This is a genomic window from Kribbella sp. NPDC056951, from assembly GCF_042674205.1.
GTDB classification, from domain to species: domain Bacteria; phylum Actinomycetota; class Actinomycetes; order Propionibacteriales; family Kribbellaceae; genus Kribbella; species Kribbella yunnanensis.
Genome location: NZ_JBHUQZ010000003.1, coordinates 311,735 through 331,221 on the forward strand (window position 1 = coordinate 311,735; position 19,487 = coordinate 331,221).

19 protein-coding genes are annotated in these 19,487 nt (G+C 67.8%); 14 read left to right on the forward strand and 5 right to left on the reverse strand.

Annotation, left to right across the window (positions count from 1 at the left end; genetic code table 11):
• Window positions 1–1,398 (forward strand): NAD(P)H-hydrate dehydratase, encoded by a 1,398-nt coding sequence (locus ACFTSF_RS14390; RefSeq protein WP_380154214.1) that lies wholly within the window; start codon window positions 1–3, stop codon window positions 1,396–1,398.
• Window positions 1,399–1,446: 48 nt separating this feature from the next.
• Window positions 1,447–4,338, forward strand: coding sequence for a sugar-binding protein (locus tag ACFTSF_RS14395; RefSeq protein WP_380154215.1), 2,892 nt, complete (start codon window positions 1,447–1,449; stop codon window positions 4,336–4,338).
• On the opposite strand, the gene ACFTSF_RS14400 is transcribed toward ACFTSF_RS14395, so the two are convergent.
• Complete coding sequence (locus tag ACFTSF_RS14400) at window positions 4,322–5,095, reverse strand: META domain-containing protein (protein ID WP_380154216.1); 774 nt, start codon at window positions 5,093–5,095, stop codon at window positions 4,322–4,324. The genes ACFTSF_RS14395 and ACFTSF_RS14400 overlap by 17 nt on opposite strands.
• Before the next feature lie 253 nt (window positions 5,096–5,348).
• Between ACFTSF_RS14400 and ACFTSF_RS14405 the strand changes: the two genes are divergently transcribed.
• Genes ACFTSF_RS14405 through ACFTSF_RS14450 form a run of 10 tightly spaced genes read left to right on the forward strand, consistent with a single transcriptional unit; the run spans window position 5,349 to window position 14,004 of the window.
• Window positions 5,349–6,572: a hypothetical protein gene (locus ACFTSF_RS14405; RefSeq protein WP_380154217.1), complete on the forward strand. Its 1,224-nt coding sequence runs from the start codon at window positions 5,349–5,351 to the stop codon at window positions 6,570–6,572.
• Between the two features lie 38 nt (window positions 6,573–6,610).
• The gene (locus ACFTSF_RS14410; RefSeq protein WP_380154218.1) at window positions 6,611–7,252 is read left to right on the forward strand and encodes an HAD family hydrolase; all 642 of its coding nucleotides are present in this window, start codon (window positions 6,611–6,613) and stop codon (window positions 7,250–7,252) included.
• 15 nt (window positions 7,253–7,267) lie between these two features.
• A complete protein-coding gene (gene alr, locus ACFTSF_RS14415) occupies window positions 7,268–8,446 on the forward strand; it encodes an alanine racemase (RefSeq protein WP_380154219.1) in 1,179 nt (392 codons plus the stop codon).
• A gap of 3 nt (window positions 8,447–8,449) precedes the next feature.
• Window positions 8,450–9,562 carry an alpha/beta fold hydrolase gene (locus ACFTSF_RS14420; protein ID WP_380154220.1) on the forward strand — a complete coding sequence of 371 codons (1,113 nt, stop codon included), beginning with the start codon at window positions 8,450–8,452 and terminating at the stop codon, window positions 9,560–9,562.
• A gap of 32 nt (window positions 9,563–9,594) precedes the next feature.
• Complete coding sequence (gene tsaE, locus ACFTSF_RS14425; RefSeq protein ID WP_380154221.1) at window positions 9,595–10,521, forward strand: tRNA (adenosine(37)-N6)-threonylcarbamoyltransferase complex ATPase subunit type 1 TsaE; 927 nt, start codon at window positions 9,595–9,597, stop codon at window positions 10,519–10,521.
• A 1-nt stretch (window position 10,522) separates the two neighbouring features.
• A complete protein-coding gene (gene tsaB, locus ACFTSF_RS14430) occupies window positions 10,523–11,323 on the forward strand; it encodes a tRNA (adenosine(37)-N6)-threonylcarbamoyltransferase complex dimerization subunit type 1 TsaB (RefSeq protein WP_380154222.1) in 801 nt (266 codons plus the stop codon).
• A 20-nt stretch (window positions 11,324–11,343) separates the two neighbouring features.
• Window positions 11,344–11,769 (forward strand): GNAT family N-acetyltransferase, encoded by a 426-nt coding sequence (locus ACFTSF_RS14435; RefSeq protein WP_380154223.1) that lies wholly within the window; start codon window positions 11,344–11,346, stop codon window positions 11,767–11,769.
• The gene (tsaD, locus tag ACFTSF_RS14440; RefSeq protein WP_380154224.1) at window positions 11,766–12,821 is read left to right on the forward strand and encodes a tRNA (adenosine(37)-N6)-threonylcarbamoyltransferase complex transferase subunit TsaD; all 1,056 of its coding nucleotides are present in this window, start codon (window positions 11,766–11,768) and stop codon (window positions 12,819–12,821) included. The genes ACFTSF_RS14435 and tsaD overlap by 4 nt, the downstream gene beginning before the upstream one ends.
• On the forward strand, window positions 12,818–13,264 hold the full coding sequence (locus ACFTSF_RS14445) for a GNAT family N-acetyltransferase (RefSeq protein WP_380154225.1): 447 nt from the start codon (window positions 12,818–12,820) through the stop codon (window positions 13,262–13,264). Before tsaD ends, ACFTSF_RS14445 begins: the two co-directional genes overlap by 4 nt.
• Window positions 13,264–14,004: an alpha/beta hydrolase gene (locus tag ACFTSF_RS14450; RefSeq protein WP_380154226.1), complete on the forward strand. Its 741-nt coding sequence runs from the start codon at window positions 13,264–13,266 to the stop codon at window positions 14,002–14,004. Before ACFTSF_RS14445 ends, ACFTSF_RS14450 begins: the two co-directional genes overlap by 1 nt.
• Window positions 14,005–14,332: 328 nt before the next feature.
• Here the strand turns inward: ACFTSF_RS14450 and ACFTSF_RS14455 are convergent, their stop codons facing one another.
• From ACFTSF_RS14455 to ACFTSF_RS14470, 4 genes are all read right to left on the reverse strand, one after another.
• A complete protein-coding gene (locus ACFTSF_RS14455) occupies window positions 14,333–15,475 on the reverse strand; it encodes a methyltransferase domain-containing protein (RefSeq protein ID WP_380154227.1) in 1,143 nt (380 codons plus the stop codon).
• A 9-nt stretch (window positions 15,476–15,484) separates the two neighbouring features.
• Entirely contained in the window at window positions 15,485–16,084 is a 600-nt protein-coding gene (locus ACFTSF_RS14460) for a peptidoglycan-binding domain-containing protein (protein WP_380154228.1), read from the reverse strand.
• 68 nt (window positions 16,085–16,152) lie between these two features.
• Entirely contained in the window at window positions 16,153–16,629 is a 477-nt protein-coding gene (locus ACFTSF_RS14465; protein ID WP_380154229.1) for a peptidoglycan-binding domain-containing protein, read from the reverse strand.
• An 86-nt stretch (window positions 16,630–16,715) separates the two neighbouring features.
• Window positions 16,716–17,180 (reverse strand): peptidoglycan-binding domain-containing protein, encoded by a 465-nt coding sequence (locus ACFTSF_RS14470; protein WP_344144770.1) that lies wholly within the window; start codon window positions 17,178–17,180, stop codon window positions 16,716–16,718.
• A gap of 268 nt (window positions 17,181–17,448) precedes the next feature.
• Here ACFTSF_RS14470 and groES point away from each other — a divergent pair, with 268 nt between their 5' ends.
• On the forward strand, window positions 17,449–17,745 hold the full coding sequence (gene groES / locus ACFTSF_RS14475; RefSeq protein ID WP_130384566.1) for a co-chaperone GroES: 297 nt from the start codon (window positions 17,449–17,451) through the stop codon (window positions 17,743–17,745).
• A 117-nt stretch (window positions 17,746–17,862) separates the two neighbouring features.
• Window positions 17,863–19,482 (forward strand): chaperonin GroEL, encoded by a 1,620-nt coding sequence (groL, locus tag ACFTSF_RS14480; RefSeq protein WP_344144772.1) that lies wholly within the window; start codon window positions 17,863–17,865, stop codon window positions 19,480–19,482.
• Window positions 19,483–19,487: the final 5 nt, after the last annotated feature.

Consider the following 19,487-nt stretch of genomic DNA (forward strand, 5'->3'; position numbering starts at 1 on the left):
ATGCGTCGCGCGCACACCGTCGAGCAGGTCCGCACCGCCGAGGCCGAGCTGATGGCCAAGCTGCCGGAAGGCACCCTGATGCAGCGCGCGGCCGGCGGCCTCGCCGTTGCTATCGGCAACTTCCTGGGCCGCACGTACGGCGCTCGCGTCGTGCTGCTGATCGGTTCCGGCGACAACGGCGGTGACGCCCTGTACGCCGGCGCTCGCCTAGCCCGGCGTGGTGCGCAGGTGATCGCCGTCCCGCTCTCCGACCACGCCCACGCCGAGGGCCTGGCCGCACTGCAAGCAGCCGGCGGCCGAGTCGGCTCGACCGACGACATCCCGACCGCCGATGTAGTCGTCGACGGCATCGTCGGAATCGGCGGCCGCCCGGGCCTCCGACCCGAAGCACTCGCAGCCGTCACCCTCGCCGCCGACCACCAGGTCCCGATCGTCGCGGTCGACACCCCGTCCGGCGTAGACGTGGACACCGGCGAAACCCCAGAACCGCACGTCCACGCTGCACTCACAGTCACTTTCGGCACCCACAAGATCTGCCACCTGATCGACCCAGCCGCCTCCGCCTGCGGCCCCGTCCACCTGATCGACATCGGCCTCGACCTACCGGACGCCCCAGTCCAGTCCCTGCAACCGGACGACGTCCGCGCGCTCTATCCCATCCCAGACACCCACTCCGACAAGTACTCACGCGGTGTGCTCGGACTGATCGCCGGCTCCACGCAGTACCCAGGTGCCGCGGTCATCGCCACCACAGGTGCGCTGGCCGGTCCCCTCGGGATGCTGCGGTACGTCGGCCCTGACGCAGTCGCCAGTGCGGTTCTCGCGGTGCACCCCGAGGTAGTTGTCGGCGAGGGACGAGTGCAGGCGTGGGCCGTCGGATCCGGGCTGAGCGACGAGACGCTGGACCGGGAGCTGTTCGATCGAGTCACCCAACAGCAGGACCTGCCGGTGGTGGTCGACGCCGGCGGGATCACCGCACTGGACACGGACCGTGCGGGCTACGTGGTGATCACCCCGCACGCAGGTGAGCTCAGCCAGCTCATCGGCGTACCGCGCGAGGAGATCGAGGCACGGCGGCTGCACTACGCCCGAGAGGTCGCCGAGGACCGCCAACTCGTCGTACTGCTCAAGGGCGCGACCACAGTCGTCGCCGCACCAGACGGCTCGGCCTTCGTGAACCCGATCGCCACACCATGGCTGGCGACGGCCGGATCGGGTGACGTGCTCGCCGGACTACTCGGCTCGCTGCTGGCCGGCGGCGTACCGGAGTTCGAGGCGGCAGCGGTGGCGGCATACCTGCACGCAGCAGCCGGCCAGCTCGCTGCGGCCGATGGACCGATCACCGCGATGAAGGTTGCCGCGGCGCTCCCTGAGGTGACTCGACAGATTTTGCTTTGAGCCGCGGGGTTGTGGGTAGGAATGCACCCACCGCCCGGAGGTGCTCGAATGAAACGTTTCGCCCTGCTGGTTGTTGCACTGCTGATCGCCGGTCCGCTGCCGGCTTCGGCGACTCGGTCCTACGTGGCTGATGCGCAGACCAAGATCCATGTGATGGGCGAGTGGGCGCATCCTGACGACGACACCAGCATCATCGGGCCGTGTGGGGTTTGGCATCAGCGGTACGGCGTGAAGTGCGGCGTGATCATGGTGACTCGGGGCGAGGGCGGCGGGAATGCGGTCGGGACCGAGCTGGGACCGGACCTCGGGCTAAGGCGGGAGAACGAGGACCGGGTTGCGCACTACCGGTCTGGGACCGTCGACATCTTCAACCTGGATCGGATCGACTTCTTCTACAACCAGAGTGCGCCGCTGACGCAGTACTTCTGGGACGAGGAGGAGACGCTACGCCGGGTGACTCGAGTGATCCGGCAGACGCAGCCGGAGATCTACATCGGGTTCACTCCGACGCTGGCTGCGGGCCATGGCAACCACCAGCAGGCCGGGCGGCTCATCTGGGAAGGCGTGCTGGCAGCGGCCGACCCGACGCGGTTCCCGGAGCAGTTGCGTGGGCCGAAGGCGCTCAGCACGTGGCAGGTGAAGAAGGTGTTCTCCGGCGGAAGCACAGCGGGGACAGGTGGTACGACGTCCGCCGCCAACTGCACGACCGGCTTCACCCCGAGTGGCTTGGACACGGTGGCTGGCGTGTGGACCGGCTACCCGTCGCCGTACACCTGGCCGGCTGGGAACCTGCAGGGCCAACCAGCCGGTACGGCGAAGATCTGGCAGCAGGTGGCCGACGAGGGGCGGGCGGCGTATCCGACGCAGAGCCGGGTGATGTTCAAGGGGACGTCGGCGCCGGCGTGCTCGCGGTTCGCGATGACGCAGTCGTTCGTGCCGTTCCAGCCGAACAGTAGTCCGGCGGCCGGACTGGACGAGGCCATCCTGTTCGGGGCGATGAAGCCTGACCCTGGTGGTCTGCCACTCGGAACCTTGCAGTACTTGACGTTCTCGCGGTTCTACAACGTGGCGGGGGAGCCGTTCCAGGCGACTGTGCACCTGCGCGGGAAGCTCGCGCGCGGCACGGTCGAGCTCACAGTGCCGGCCGGCTGGGTGACCGATGGGCCGAAGGAGGTCAGGTCCGGCTCGCGCGCTGATGTGACCTTCACGGTCACCCCGCCGGCCTCTGCGACCGTTGACCAGAACGCACGGATCGCTGCGCACTACAAAACAGCGAAGGCGTCTGGCTACACGGACAACGTCGTACGGATCGTCGCTGCGGCCGAGGGGCGCTTCCAGCGGTGGGGGAACTGGCAGGAGTACGACCAGTGGCTGGAAACCGTTGCACCGCAGGCGAATCGGCTCGGGCGGTCGCAGGCGATCCAGTCGATGGGCGTGGGACAGAGCATCGACGTGCCGGTCGTGGTGCACAACTGGTCGGCTCGGCCGCAGAGCGGCGCAGTGTCGCTGGAGTTACCGTCGAACTTCACGACGGATGCCACCTCCAAGCCGTACACGTTGCAGCCCGGTGCCGACGCCACTGTGACCTTCAGACTGACCAACACCGACACTGCGCTGCCAGTACAGCAGAACGTGTCGATACCGATCCGAACGGCGTCCGGCAGCGAGACACTGACGCTAAGCCTGGTTCCAACGACAGCGATCCCGCAGGCAGCAGTAGCGGTCGACGGAAAGGCCGCACCGGGTGAGTACCCGGGCCCAACGCTCGACGTGAACCGCATCTGGCAAGGCGCCTCCGGCTGCACCGGTCCGGCCGACTGTGGCAGCACTGCAAAGGTCAGCTGGTCAGACGACGCGCTGTACTTCTTCATCCACGTCAACGACGACTACCAGTCGTACGCCGTCACACCGGCCGAGTGCGTCGGCCACTGGCAGGCGGACTCGGTGGAGATCCTGCTCGACCCACGCGGTACGGCGTCACAGTCGCTGATGGACACCGCCAACACGTTCAAGCTCGGCGTTTTCCCTTTTAGTCAGAGTGGCCCGTTCAGCCAGACAGGTAAGCCCTGCTGGTCCCGTGACGCGGACAACAAACAGGGCCCCGCGCCAGGCGTAGAGGTGGCGTCGACTGCGCAGTGGGTCGGCAGCAACGAGACCGCCGTGCCGCATGCGTACGCGGGCGGTGGCTACGACCTCGAGGTGAAGATCCCGCTCGCGCTACTGCCGGCCGCGGTCGACCCGGCGAGACTCGGGCTCAACATCACGCCGTACGACAATGACGACACCTCAGCGCCCGGTACGACGACGCTGCGGCACATCGACCAGAGCACTCGGCTCGGATGGTCCGCACTCGGTTCGGTGCAGTCGGATCCGTACCGCTGGGGTCTGGCGACGCTCCCCGGTTACACCCCACCCGCTGACCGGCCGACCGTCCCCGGTCCGCCCGACATCTCCAGTCCGAACCTCAACGGCGCCCTGTCCCCGCAGACCATCGCCCAGTCCGCGCGGAACGGCGTACCGATCTCCGGGCGCGTCCCCAGCACAGACCTGCAGATCCGGTACGCCGGTCTGCGGGGCAACGCCGTGGACATCGTCACCGTGTCTCGTGGCAAGGGGACTGCCCGCGCGTTCCTGACCACCGGCGAGCTCGGGGCGATCCCAGTCTGGACGTCGAGTTGCAGCGGAGACCCCTTCACGCCGTGCGCAGTGACGGATGGCGGCATCCCGCCGTGGGCTCCAGACATGAGTGGTCGCTTGGTGAAGCAGTCCGAGCAGCAGATCACTCGCGGTCTGCAGCTGTGGTCGATTCCGTTGACGGCTGCGCAGCGGCAGAAGCTGGCACAGGACGGCCGGCTGCTGATCTCCTACGAGACCGCAGCCGACCAAGTGCAAGCGTTCGCCATCAAATTGAACGCGCGTCGGCTCAGCGGGCTGCAGTAAAGGTCAGCCCGTTGGTGCCCGCCGAGAGGGTGAGGTTGCCGGCTTCGATCTTGTAGGTCATCGCCCCCTTGAGGCCATTGACCAGCGACCACTCCAGCTTGCCGTCGTCCCCGGCACACGCGCGCCGGGTGGTGGCCAGTTCGCCGAAGGTGATGATGTGGCCGGCCCGGGCGACCTTGCCGTTCAGTTCGTTGCAGCCGGTGAAACCGGTCACCCGGTCGCCGTTGAGGGTGATCCAGGCCTTCTCCGCGCCCACCTGGTGGCTGATCGAGTCCGAGTCGATCACGCCGCTGAGAGTCCACTTGGTGCCGTCGATGGCGGCGTCCGGTTCGGCGATCTCGCGGTCGGTCAGGGCGATCGTCGTACCGTCGGCCGCGACCGTGAGCGTGTTCCCGGACAGCTTCCACGTCGGACTGCTCTTCAGCAGGTTGATCAGCCAGAGGTCCAGCTGGTCTCGGCCACCCGGGCAGCCCATCTCGGTCATCGCCGCCGGTTGCTTCAGCGTGATCTTGCCGTCGCCGGTCGACACCGGGGCCTGGATCGTGTTGCAGCCGGCGTCGGCGATCAGCCGGCCGTCATCGGTGAAATGCAGCCGCACGCGAGTGTCCGGTGCCGGTGGTTTGCCCTCGCCTTCCTGGGTGATGGAGGTCGACAGATAGGTCTTGCCGGTCAGTGTTCCCCCGGCACTCGACTCGTTCCCGCAGGCGGCGAGTCCGAGCAGGAGGAGTCCGGCTCCGGCGAGGGCAGTCATCCGCATCTTCACACTGTAGGGACGCGGAAGGTGAGCGTGGCGTTGCAGGCTGTCGAACCGTCAAAGGCGCGTAAAGTCAGTGCTACCGCCCGGTTGGGGGTGGCGCATCAGATCACGGTTGGATAACGTCGGCGCGCTGACAGACCACGGCCGGCACTGCCGGTCCCACTGGGGATCCAACCTCACAGGTAGGGCTGATCCGCTGTAAGTGCTGGGGCAACACAGCGCGGCCCGTCGAACAGACGAAGGATCGTTACGCATGCCCCCCACCCGAACTGCCCGACGCCGTCTCGTCGTTCCGGCAGTCTTCCTTGCCCTGAGCGCGCTGGTCGCCGTCCCGATCGCCGTCCAGGCAGCCAAGGAAAACCCCGTCGTGGCGAGTACCACCAACGCCGCGGACAGCACCATCACCACCCTCCCGAGCGTCGGGCGTGTCGAGAGTTGTGTCCTCGACAAGAGCTCCGGCTGCACCGTCCTGCACGGGTTCGGCAAGAAGCCGGTCGCGATCACCGCGATCGCCTCCGGACCCGCGCAACTGTCGATCGACCCCGCGAAGACCACCGCCACGAGTTACCGGCTGCACGCCGTACGGCGCGACGGCAAGAACTACCGCGCGGGGACGAAGCTGCGCTACACCGCGCACTACGACTTCGTCACCGCTCCGGCACAACCGCCGACACCCAAGCCCTCGACCCCCAAACCGACCGTCGCACCGACGACGAAGCCCCCGACCACCAAGCCGACAACTGCACCGCCGACGAAGCCTCCGACCACCAAGCCGCCGACCACCGCGCCGACCAGTACGCCGCCGACCAGCAACCCGGGTCAGACCTGCACCAAGCCGACGTGGACCACCACGGCGACCGGCAACCAGGGTGAGGGCCGGACCTACGGTCAGTACTACGTGCACAACAACATGTGGAACAACCACAACGGCACGTACACGATGGCGGTCTGCAACTACAACAGCTGGTACGAGGACGTCACGCAGTCACGGCCGGGAGACAACGGCGTACAGGCGTATCCCAACGTGCACAAGGACTACAACGACTTCCCGCTGGCCAAGATCCAGTCCGCGAAGTTCGCCGCGACCGCGCCGAGCTGCACCGGCTGTATCTACAACGTCGCCTTCGACGTCTGGATCAACGACGGCTTCTCGAACGAGCTGATGATCTGGACCCAGAACCACGGTCAGACCCCGGCCGGTACCAAGGTCGGTACGACGACGATCGGCGGCCAGGCGTACGAGGTCTGGAAGGCCGGCGGCACCACCAAGCCGGGCGGCATCTTCACCTACAAGTCGGTCAACTCGCAGACCTCCGGCACGATGCCGCTGCAGGCCTTCTTCAAGGACCTCGAGGCCCGCAAGTGGATCCCGGCCAACTCCACCACGTGGCAGGTCGACTACGGCGTCGAGGTCGTCTCCACGAACAACACGAAGCAGCGCTTCACCTTCAACGACTTCTCGATCCAGGAGAGCTGAGGGCCTTGTGATCAGACCGGTTGCGTAGGGTCTCCTGCGTGACCGGTCTGGTGATTTTCGACAATGACGGCGTACTGGTGGACTCGGAGCGGCTGGCCAATACGATCCTGGCCGAGTTGCTGACCGAGGCGGGGTTGCCGTACACGTTCGACGAAGCGGTACGGGACTTCATGGGCGGGAGTATGGCGTCCATGCGGCTGAAGGCCGAGGCCCAGCTCGGGCGGGCGTTGCCGGCTGATCTCGAGGATCGGTACCACCAGCGGTTGTTCGACGGGTTCGCGCACCTGCAGGCGATCGAGGGGGTCGAGGACGTTCTCGACGAGCTCGAAGCGACCGGTACGCCGTACTGTCTCGCGTCCTCGGGGACTCATCGGCGGATCCGGACGGCGCTGACCGCGGTCGGTTTCCTGGACCGGTTCGCGGGCAGAATCTTCAGTGCCGAGGACGTTGCGCACGGCAAACCCGCGCCCGATCTGTTCCTGCACGCGGCCGCCACCCTGGGCGTGCAACCGGCTGACTGTGTCGTCGTCGAGGACAGCCCACTCGGCGTCGCCGCCGCCAACGCGGCCGGTATGACGGTCTTCGGCTACGCGGGGATGACTGACCCCGCGAAGCTGGCCGACGCGCGTCAAGTTTTCCACAAGATGACATCCCTGCCGGGATTGATCGCCGCGGCCTGAGACACTGGGAGGGCTATGCCTACTCACCAGTCACCCAGTAGCCATCCGCCACGCGAGCGTCCGACGCGCGCCGAGGCGATTGTTGACCTGGCGGCGATTCGGCACAATGTGGCCACGCTGCGTGACCGTGCCGAGGGTGCGCAGCTGATGACGGTGGTCAAGGCCGACGGGTATGGGCACGGCATCGTGCCGGTCGCCCAGGCCGCTCGCGCCGCTGGTGCGGACTGGATCGGTGCGGCCGTTCTCGAGGAGGCGCTCGCGCTGCGGGACGCCGGTGACACCGGACCGATCTTCTGCTGGCTGACTACTCCGGGTGAGCCTTTGGCGGAGGCGATTGCCACCGGCATCGACCTGTCCGCCGGTGCGCCGTGGGAGATCGACGAGCTGGCTGCCGCGGTCGACGACCGCCCCGCCCGGGTGCACCTGAAGATCGACACGGGCATGAGCCGGGGCGGCGCCGTACCGGAGGAGTGGCCGGCGTTGATTCGCGCCGCGCTGCGGGAGCAGGCCGCCGGGCGGATCGAGATCAAGGGCATCTGGTCGCACCTGGCTCAGTCGGACGAGCCGAAGAGCGCGATCAACGAGGCGCAGCTGGCGAGCTTCCTCGAGGCGATCGAGGTGGCCGAGTCGTTCGGGGTCGAGGCCGAGTTCAAGCACCTGGCGAACTCCGGCGCGACGCTGCAGTTGCCCGAGACCCATTTCAACCTCGTTCGGCCCGGCGTCGCGACGTACGGGCTCTCGCCGTTCGGGCATGCGATGTCGGCCAGTGAGCTGGGGCTGCGGCCCGCGATGACGTTGAAGGCACGGCTCGCGATGGTCAAGCGGGTGCCGGCTGGTGTCGGTGTTTCGTACGGGCTGACTTGGACCGCGCCGCGGCCGTCGACGCTTGGGCTGATCCCACTCGGGTACGGCGATGGTCTGCCGAGGCACGCGTCGAACGGAGCCCCGGTGCAGTCGGCCGGTAGGCGGCGGAGCGTGGTTGGGCGGATCTGCATGGACCAGTGCGTGGTGAACCTCGAGGACGACGATGTCGCGGCCGGCGATGAGGTCGTGCTGTTCGGTCCGGGGACTTCCGGGGAACCGACCGTCGACGACTGGGCCGAGGCCGCGCACACGATCAACTACGAGATCGTCACCCGGCTCGGGCCGCGGATCCCGCGGCGCTACATCGACACTGCTGCGGTCGAGGAGTAGGCGATGTCGAAAGCAGGACGGACCGCTGGCCTCATCGGAGCCGCGGTCGGGGTGCTGGCCGCCGGTGCGGCCGCCGGAGTTGCGGTCGAGCGCACGGTCATCGGCCGCCGGTCGGGTCAGCGTGCGCAGTTGGAGGCGGAGCCGTTCGGCTCCCTGCGTGGTACTCCGCATGTCTTCACCGCCGACGACGGCGTCGAGCTGTACGTCGAAGTTGACGAGCTGAAGCGGTCCCGGCGACCTGCGCCGCCGCCGAAGAAGCGATTTGGGCGCAAGCTGCCGTTGCCGCCAGAGGATCTGACGGTGATCTTCGCGCACGGGTACGGGCTGAACATGGACCTCTGGCACTTCGAGCGCCGCGATCTCGCCGGGATCGGCAAGATGGTGTTCTACGACCAGCGGTCGCACGGGCGATCCGGGCGGTCGCCCAAGGAGAACATCAGCATCGACCAGCTCGGGCGCGATCTGCACGGCATCATCTCGGAGTACGCACCGACCGGTCCGGTGATTCTGGTCGGGCATTCCATGGGCGGGATGACGATCATGGCGCTCGCCGACCAGTACCCGGAGCTGTTCGGGGACCGGATCATCGGCGTCGGGCTGTGCTCGACCAGCGCGGGTCAGCTGGACGACGTACCGATCATCCTGCCGGGACTGCCCGGCCGGTGGTTGCGGAAACTCGCGCTCCCGACGGTGTCCGCGCTGGCCCGGGTCCCGGATGCGGTCGAGCGGGGGCGGAAGGCGGGGACGGACATCAGCTATCTGCTGACCCGGCAGTACGCGTTCGGCTCCGAGGTGCCGCCGGCGTTCACCGAGTTCGTGAACGAGATGATCGCGGCGACACCGATCTCGGTGATCGCGGACTTCTACCCGATCTTCGCGCTGCACGACAAGTACGCCTCACTCGAGCCGCTCCAGAAGGTCGAGTGCGTGGTGATCGGCGGCGACAAGGACGCGCTCACGCCGTTCGAGCACGCCGAGGAGATCGTCCGCCGGGTGCCCGGCGCGGAGCTCGTCGAGGTTCGCAACTGCGGTCACCTGGGCCTGGTCGAGCACCACCGTGAGTTCACCGACGCCCTCCTTGGCATGATCGAGAGAGCAGAACAAAGCCTGGGATGAGCGACCCGAACTCTTTTTGAAATGATGTGAGCATGACCGACCTGCATGTCGTTGACGCGACAGCTGAGCACGTGGACGAGATCGTCACGGTGATCCACCACGCCTTTTCGTCGCGCCGGGTACTCGATCCGCCGTCCACGGCGTTGAGCGAGAACGCGACCACGGTGGCGGCGGCGATCGCGCAGTACGGCGGTCTGCTGGTGCGCATCGATGGGGTTCCGGCGGGGGCGGTTCTGTTCGAGGTCTCGGGTGACGTGCTCGTGTTGCGCCGGGTGTCGGTCGATCCGCGACACCAGGGTCGTGGGGTCGCGTCGGCGATGGTCGGGTGCGCGGAAGAGGTCGCCGTACGGCGTGGGCTCGCGCGGGTGCGGTTGGTTGCGCGCGTGGAGTTGCCGGACACCGTGGAGTTCTGGCGCCGCCGCGGGTACTCGGTCGTCGAGCAGCAGGGGCAGAACCTGATCTACGCCAAGGGGATGCCGGTCGAGCGCACCGTGCCGACGGCCGAGGAGATGCGGGCGATCGCCGAGGAGCTGGCTGGGCAGTTGCGGGCGGGCGACGTACTGGTGCTGTCCGGTGATCTCGGCGCCGGGAAGACGACGTTCACGCAGGGGTTGGGCGCTGGGTTGAAGGTGCGGGGTGACATCACGTCGCCGACCTTCGTGATCTCGCGCGTGCATCCGTCGTTGAGTGGTGGGCCGGCGCTGGTGCACGTGGACGCTTACCGGCTCGGCGGGTTCGCTGAGTTGGACGACCTCGACCTGGATGCTTCGCTCGAGGAGGCGGTGACCGTGGTCGAATGGGGTCACGGGCTCGCCGAGGCGCTCGCCCCGGACCGGCTCGACATCGTGGTGACCCGCGGCGACGACGACACCGACGAGACCCGCGAACTACGCATCACCCCCGTGGGTCCGCGCTGGGCGGCATCCGGCGTACGGATCTCGGTACTGGAGAAGAACTGACATGCTGCTCGCCTTCGACACCTCAAGCGCCGCCGTCACCGTAGCCGTCGCCGACCCGCTAACCGGCGCGGTTGTCGCGTCGTCGACCACCGTCGACGCCCTCCGCCACGGCGAACTGCTAGCCCCCGCCATAGCCGCAGCCCTCGCCGAAGCCGGCTGCACAGCTCGCGACCTGACCCGCATCGCGGTAGGCGTAGGCCCCGGCCCCTTCACCGGCCTGCGCGTAGGCCTAGTCACGGCCCGCACCATGGCCGACGTACTGGGCATCGAGGTAGCCGGAGTCTGCAGCCTTGACATCCTCGCCCACCAGTCCCCTCTCCAACTACCAGTAGCCGTAGCCACCGACGCCCGCCGCAAAGAGATCTACTGGGCCCTCTACGACGGCCCCGCCCCCGACGGCAGCCGCCGCCGCCTCGAAGGCCCCGCCGTAGACAAACCAGCCGCCGTAGCCCACGTCCTGTCCGGCCTACCGGTAATCGGCCGAGGCGCAGTCCTGTACGGCGACCTCCTGGGCATCCCCGCCGCCGAAGCACCCGCCGACGCGCCCACCAACAACACCCCACCCACCGGCGCGTCCCCCTCACCACGGTCCGAGGCGGTAGCTACCTCAGTCACCGGTGATGGGCTTGCGGCTGCCCCTTCCTCCCCCTCACCACAGTCCGTATCCGAATATCCTTCGGCGGAAGTGCTTGCTCGGGGGGTTGCTTTGGGGATTTTGGAGGTTGTTGCTCCGGACCCCCTTTATCTGCGGCGGCCTGATGTGACTTTGTCGGGTGGGCCCAAGAGTGTGTTGACCAAGTGAGACCGGCTATTCGTCCTGCGGTGGTTGATGACTTGGCGGCGATCGCGGAACTGGACGGGGTGTGTTTCGGGCGGGAGGCCTGGAGTGCGGCCGCTTGGGAGCACGAGTTCGATCGACTGACCGAGGATCGGGTGGTTCTCGTGGCGGATGAAGGTGCGGTGGTGGGTTACGCCGTGCTGCTGGTACCGCCGGTCGAGGTGGACGTGGTGGAGTTGTTGCGGATCGCGGTGGCGCCGGCGGAACGGCGTACCGGGATCGGTGGGCAGTTGATGACGGCCGCGCTTGCGCGGTGCGCCGGGCGGACGGTACTGCTGGAGGTTGCCGCGGGCAACGAGTCGGCGATCGGTCTGTACGGCGGGTTCGGGTTCGATGAGATCAGCCGGCGGCGCGGGTACTACGCCGGCGGCGAAGATGCGGTGATCATGCGGTGGCGGGAGACAGCGTGAGCAAGACAGAACCTCTGATCCTCGGGATCGAGACGTCGTGTGACGAGACCGGGGTCGGCATCGTGCGCGGGCAGACGCTGCTCGCCGACGCGATCGCGTCCAGTGTCGAGGAGCATGCGCGATTCGGCGGCGTCGTACCGGAGGTGGCCAGTCGCGCGCACCTCGAGGCGATGGTCCCGACCATCCGACGCGCCTGCGAAACCGCCGGGATCAAACCCACCGACGTAGACGCGGTCGCCGTCACCAGCGGCCCCGGTCTCGCCGGCGCCCTGCTCGTCGGTGTCGCGGCTGCCAAGGGCCTCGCGCTGTCGCTCGACAAACCCTTGTACGGCGTCAATCACCTCGCAGCGCACGTTGCCGTCGACACGCTCGAGCACGGGGATCTGCCGAAGGGTGCGATCGCGATGCTGGTGTCCGGTGGGCACTCGTCGCTGCTCGCGGTCGAGGACATCACCGAGGGCGTGCAGCCGATGGGGAGCACCATCGACGACGCCGCGGGTGAGGCTTTCGACAAGGTGGCGCGGGTGCTCGGGCTGCCGTTCCCCGGTGGGCCGTATATCGACAAAGCGGCTCGCGACGGCGGCGACCGGCTGTACGTGCGGTTCCCGCGCGGGCTCACCTCGCAGCGCGATCTCGAGCGGCACCGGTTCGACTTCTCGTTCTCCGGTTTGAAGACCGCGGTCGCGCGCTGGGTCGAGTCTCGCCGGCGTGACGGCGAGGACGTGCCGGTCAACCACGTCGCCGCCGCGTTCCAGGAGGCGGTCTGCGATGTGCTGACCCGCAAGGCGATCGACGCCTGCAAGGACCGCGGCTACGAACACCTGCTGATCGGCGGTGGTGTCGCCGCGAACTCCCGGCTCCGCCAAATGGCCGAAGAGCGGTGTGCCGCGGCAGGAATCGCCGTACGGGTTCCGCGTCCTGGCCTGTGTACCGACAACGGTGCGATGGTCGCGGCGCTGGGGTCCGAGCTGGTGCGGGCCGGCAAAACGCCGTCACCGCTGGGCCTGCCGGCCGACTCGTCCATGCCGATCACGGAGGTGCTGAACAAATGAAGTGGTCCCACCCGGACGGTTTCGAGGCCGACGACGACCTCGCCCGCGTGGATGTCGACGTCGTGCACGGCTTCCTCAGTACGGCGTACTGGTCGCCCGGGATCCCGCGGGATGTCGTCGCGCGGTCGATCGAGGGCTCGCTGAATGTCGGCGTGTACACGTCGGCCGGGGAGCTGGTCGCGTTCGCGCGGGCGGTGACGGACCGGGCGTCGTTCGCGTGGATCGCGGATGTGTTCGTGCTGCCGGAGTACCGCGGGCACGGTCTCGGGAAATTCGTGGTGACGTCGCTGCTCGACCACCCGGACCTCAAGGGCCTGCGGCGGATCATGCTCGCCACGCGGGACGCGCACGAGCTCTACCGTCAGCACGGCTTCAACGAACTTCCCGACCTGACCACGATGATGGTCATCCGCCAGGACCCCGCCTCACTGTACGGCGCTTAGTGAGACAGCCCGGTGTAGATCTGCTTTGGAACCCGCCCGGGGCAACGGATCTGGTCCTGCTCGCCCACGGCGGCTACGAACACTCACGCAAGAACCCACACCTGTGGCGGGGCCCCATCCTGCGCATGTGGCCCTTCGCCGCAGCACTCCGGTCCGCCGTCCCATCGGCAGCTGTCGGCCTGGTGCGCTACCGCTACCGCGGCTGGAACGACGTCGGCGATCCAGCGACCGACCTCCGCGCCGTACTGGACGAACTACCGCCGGTGATCCAGCGCGTCGTACTGATCGGCCACTCGATGGGCGGCCGTGCAGTAGTCGCCGCCGGCGATCACCCCCGCGTCGCCGGCGTCCTCGGCCTGGCCCCCTGGCTACCCCCGGAGGATCCGCTGGTGGCTCTGCGGTCGCCGGTGCTGTTTGCCCACGGCAACGATGACACGGTGACCTCGCCCGCCGAAACCGTCGCCTACGCCAACCGCCTCCGAGCCGCCGGCAGGCCAGTCGGCGTACTCCACCTACCCGGCGAAACCCACGCCATGCTGCACCGCTTCCACGACTGGAACGCCCTGGTCACCACCTTCACCCACCACGCCCTAACCACCGAAGGCACCATCCCCAACGACGACCAGCAGCTACCCCAAACCACCCCGCCCACAACACCCGCCACCGCCATCCTCCACGTCGCCCGATCCCGCCGCTCAATGCCAGTCCAAGAACGCTTCCGCACCGCCGCACGCGACTGAGACCCCATCGCAGACTTCGGGGGAGCGGTGGGACGTTCGTACCGCAGGTGGTGATGGGCCGCGGCGCGGGGGAGGGCGCGGCGGACGGGTGAAGACCTGGGGCGGTGTTTGCCGCTTCGTCCCCAGGTAAGCGGTCAGCGGCCGACCGGTTCTGGTGGCAGCTTGCCGAAGGGAGATGAACGGGTTAAGTCGGTGGCGTGACGTCTTAGTGGCGGGCCCCCGGGGAGTGCATCAACTGGACGCAGCACCTCGTCCGTCGGCTAATCACCCGGGGGCCCGCTCGTGACTCGATCATATGTTCGAATAGACGTCGAACGCAAGTCTTGATTTACACCCGGCGGCAGGAGTAGGCGACGGCGTCGCGGCCGATGCGGGTGATGACGAGGGTGGCTGAGGTGGTGCCTTTGGGGGCGAGCTTCTTGCGGAGTACGGCGGGGTCCAGGTCGACGCCGCGTTTCTTGATCTCGAGGGTGCCGATGTCCTGGTTGCGAACCCAGGCGCGCAGCGCTTTCTCCTTGTAGGGCAGCTCTTCGACGATCTCGTACGCCGACGCGAGCGGTGTCGGCACGAGCTTGTCGGCGGTCACGTAGGCGATCCGCGGATCCAGCAGCCAGCCGTCGACCACAGCAGCAACAGCGGTGACCAGACCGGCCCGTACGACGGCGCCGTCCGGCTCGTACAGGTAGTTGCCGACCGGGCCGCTGTCCGTCTCCGGTGCGTCCGTCACGGTCGCGCCACCCGGCAACAGCGTCGCCCGTCGCGCAGTACCGGAGTACAAAGCGCCAGACCACAGTGCGGCCTCTTTCACCTCACCTGCGTCGCTGATCCACTCGGCCTCGACCCCCTCTGGTACGGCGTCGTGTGGGATCCCCGGTGCGACCTTCACGCAGGCAGTCCGCTCCAGCAGTCCGGTGATGAAGGTCCATGGCGGCGAGTAGGCGTTGTGGTCGAACACGCGCCGCCCGTCCGCTCGCCGCGCCGGGTCGGCGAACACGACGTCGTACGGCGTGATGTCCGCGGACTCGGCGTCGCCGATGAGCACCTCGCCCGGTAGTTCCAGCGCAGCGAGGTTGGCGCGCGCTGCTGCGGCGGTTTCGGGGTCACGCTCGACACCGGTGACTCGCAGGCCGGCGCGGGCGGCGCTGATCAGGTCACCGCCGATTCCGCAGCCCAGGTCGATCACACGGCTCCCCGGCAAAGCCGCAGCGATCCGTGCGGCGCGGTGCGTGCCGACGACAGTGCGGGTGGCTTGCTCGTAGCCGTCCGGGGTGAAGTACATGTGTGCGGCATCGGCACCGAACTTCGCGACTGCCCGGTGCCGCAGTGCGGCCTGCGTGACCGCAGCACTGACCAGCAGGCCGTCGTACCGGCGTCGGAGCTTTTCGACCAACTGGAGTTCGCTGCCCGGTTGGTACTCCGCGCAAGCGGCCGCCAGGACCTCAGGGTTGTCCAGCAGGGAGGTGACGGTCACCCGCACACTTTAGAGCGGGCTTGAGCAGGTCTTGCTCCAGCTGCGGGTTGCGCTGGAGTAGAGGCGCCAGTTCATCGCTGAGCGGGTCTTGGGGCCATAGATGCCGTCCACGACGATCTTGTGCTTGCGCTGCACCATGGTGACGACAGCTCTCGTGTTCTTGCCGTAGATGCCGTCGACGGTGAGCTTGGTGCCGTAGCAGGAGTTCAGGTTGCGCTGCAGTACCTGGATGGCGGTCAGTGGGTCGCCGGTCCGGTCGGAGCCGCGGTGCGGGGTGTCGCCGTACTTGAGGTTGCAGTTGGTGCTGGAGTTGCCGTTGACCGACGGCATCGGGATGCCCCAGGTCTTGTTGACCGGGATGAGCCGTGCGGAGCGGCACTGGACCAACTTGGCCTCCGCTGCGGCTGCCGCTTCGAGTGAGGTCTGGTCATTGGCCTTGTCCGCGGTGAGCGGCGCTGCCTGGCCGTCGGCGGGCTTCGGCGGCGCTGCCGCCTGCTGCTGCTTGGACGCGCCCGCCGCGACCGCACCAACCCCCAGTGCACCTGCGACGGCCAGCACCGCGATGGTGCGGCCGGAGAACTTCGGCAGCTTGGGCAGCGTGAAAGCCATGGGAAGACGGTCCCACGCCGGCCTGCGTTAGGCCAGCGTGTGACCACTATCTGTGCACGCTTGGATGCTCAGAGCTTGTCGTAACAGCCCTGGCTCCACACCTTCTTGGAAGGGTTCCACATCCGCCACTTCATCGCCGACCGGGTCCGCGGGCCGTAGATGCCGTCCTTGGTCAGCCCGAGCTTGCCCTGGACGACCTTCACGGCGTCCCGCGTCTTGGCGCCGTACAACCCGTCCTTGGACAGCTTGGAGCCGTAGCAGTAGTTGAGATTGCTCTGCAGTGCCTGGATGGCCTGCGTCGGGTTGCCGAACGGGTTCTTCGGGTCCCGGTGCGGCAGATCGCCGTACCTGAGGTTGCAGGTCGTGCTCCAGTCCTCCCAGACGTCAGGGACGAAGACCTGCCAGCCGCCCCCGACGTTCCGGAACGTCGCGGACTGGCACTGCGGCAGCGGTGCGGCGGACGCTGTGGCGGCGGTGAGTGGGGTGATGACGAGGGCGGCCGCGACGAGTGTCACGGCCGCCTTGTAGCGCAGCTGAATAGGCATGAGGTCCTCCCCAAGGACCGGATCCCGTTGATCGGGATCTCGTACCGGGTATGACGCCGGCACGAGCCCGTTCGGTTGTACTGGGGTCAGAGCTTGTCGTAGCAGGCCTGGCTCCAGGCCTTCGTGGTCGGGTTGTACATCCGCCACTTGAGCGCGGAGCGGGTGTTCGGGCCGTAGATGCCGTCGGCGGGGAGCTTGAGCTTCTTCTGGACGGCCTTGACGGCGTCGCGGGTCTTGGCGCCGTACTTGCCGTCCTTGGCGAGCTTGTAGCCGTAGCAGTAGTTCAGGTTGCTCTGCAGTGCCTGGATCGCGCGGGCCGGGTCGCCGAAGGGGTTCTTCGGGTCGCGGTGCGGGTTGTCGCCGTACTTGAGGTTGCAGGTGGTGCTGGTGCTCTCCCACTCGCTCGGGACGAAGACGGTCCAGCCCTTCCCGACGTTCTTGAACGTCGCGGAGTCACACTGGCTCAAAGGTGCGGCGGACGCGGTGGCCGCGAGCGGGCTGACGACGAGGGCAGCCGCAGCGAGGGCGACGGCCGGCAGGCGACGAAACATCTTGTGCTCCCCAGAGACGGGACCCTCCGATCGGGATCCGTTGGCGAGTTGGACTCGCGCTGGGAGCGGTTGGTTGCCCGGAGTGACCGCTCGGGGAGATTTCGTTTGGCACTCGAGTTGACCGAGTGCTAATCGCGGCCTAGATTCGGTGTTGGCACTCTCGGTGTGAGTGTGCCAGTGGTCCAACCTCCTGACCCCCGCGACGGCAGGGGAGCGCGATCACCGCAGCACCACAGACAAAAAGCGAATCGACCGTGGAGGTCAGCAAGTGTCGGTCACGATCAAGCCGCTCGAGGACCGGGTCCTCGTCGCGCCGCTCGAAGCCGAGCAGACCACGAAGTCCGGCCTGGTGATTCCGGACACCGCCAAGGAGAAGCCGCAGGAGGGCGAGATCCTCGCCGTCGGCCCGGGCCGGATCGACGACAACGGCAACCGCGTCCCGCTGGACGTCGCCGTCGGCGACAAGGTCATCTACTCCAAGTACGGCGGCACCGAGGTCAAGTACGACGGCCAGGACTACCTGATCCTGGGCGCCCGCGACATCCTCGCAGTCGTCAGCAAGTGACGACCGCCCGCTGTTCCTGACTGTCACCGCCCCGGCTGCCACTAGGCACCGGGGCGGAGTGGGTCAGGGCAGCGGGAACCGCCGTACGAGACATTCAGAAAAGGACTGGTTTTCTTCATGCCGAAGATCCTCGAGTTCGACGAGAACGCGCGGCGCGCGCTGGAGCGTGGCGTCGACAAGCTCGCGAACACGGTGAAGGTGACGCTGGGCCCGAAGGGCCGCTACGTCGTCCTGGACAAGAAGTGGGGCGCCCCGACCATCACCAACGACGGTGTCACCGTCGCCCGTGAGGTCGAGCTGGACGACCCGTTCGAGAACCTTGGCGCGCAGCTCGCCAAGGAGGTCGCCACCAAGACCAACGACATCGCCGGTGACGGCACCACCACCGCGACGGTGCTGGCGCAGGCACTGGTGCACGAGGGCCTGCGGGCCGTCGCCGCCGGGGTCAACCCGATGGGCCTCAAGCGCGGGATCGAGGCGGCTGTCGAGGCCGTCTCCGCGCGGCTCGTCGAGACCGCCCGGCCGGTGGACGACAAGGGCGACATGGCCCACGTCGCCACCATCTCCGCCCGGGACGCCGAGATCGGCACCCTGATCGCGGACGCGTTCGACAAGGTGGGCAAGGACGGTGTGATCACTGTCGAGGAGTCGAACACCTTCGGCACCGAGCTCGAGTTCACCGAGGGAATGCAGTTCGACAAGGGCTACATCTCGCCGTACTTCATCACCGACGCCGAGGCCGGCGAAGCGGTGCTGGAGGACCCGTACATCCTGATCCACCAGGGCAAGATCTCCGCGATCGCGGACCTGCTGCCGCTGCTGGAGAAGGTCGTGCAGTCCGGCAAGACGCTGCTGATCATCGCCGAGGACGTCGAGGCCGAGGCCCTGTCCACCCTCGTGGTGAACAAGATCCGCGGCAACTTCACCTCCGTCGCCGTCAAGGCGCCGGGCTTCGGTGACCGCCGCAAGGCGATGCTCGAGGACCTGGCTGCCCTCACCGGCGCCCAGGTGATCGCGCCGGAGGTCGGGCTGAAGCTCGACCAGGTCGGCCTCGAGGTGCTCGGTACGTCGCGCCGGATCGTCGTCACCAAGGACAACACCACTGTTGTCGAGGGTGCCGGCAAGGCCGACGACATCGAGGGCCGGGTCAACCAGATCAAGGCCGAGATCGAGCGGACCGACTCCGACTGGGACCGCGAGAAGCTGCAGGAGCGGCTGGCGAAGCTCGCCGGCGGCGTCTGCGTGATCAAGGTCGGCGCGGCCACCGAGGTCGAGCTGAAGGAGAAGAAGCACCGGATCGAGGACGCCGTCTCCGCGACGCGCGCCGCGATCGAAGAGGGCATCGTCGCCGGTGGCGGCTCCGCCCTGGTGCACGCCGCCACGGTGCTCGACGACGGCCTGGGCCTCGAGGGTGACGAGCTCGCGGGTGTCCGGATCGTCCGCAAGTCGGTCGTCGAGCCGCTGCGCTGGATCGCCGAGAACGGCGGTTACGAGGGCTACGTGGTGACCTCGAAGGTTGCGGAGCTCGAGGTCGGCAGCGGCTTCAACGCCGCCACCGGCGAGTACGGCGACCTGCTCGGTCAGGGTGTCCTGGACCCGGTCAAGGTGACGCGTTCCGCGCTCGCCAACGCCGGTTCCATCGCCGCCCTGCTGCTGACGACCGAGACCCTGGTCGTCGACAAGCCCGAGGACGAAGAGCCCGCCGCAGCCGGTCACGGCCACGGCCACGGTCACTGACCTCA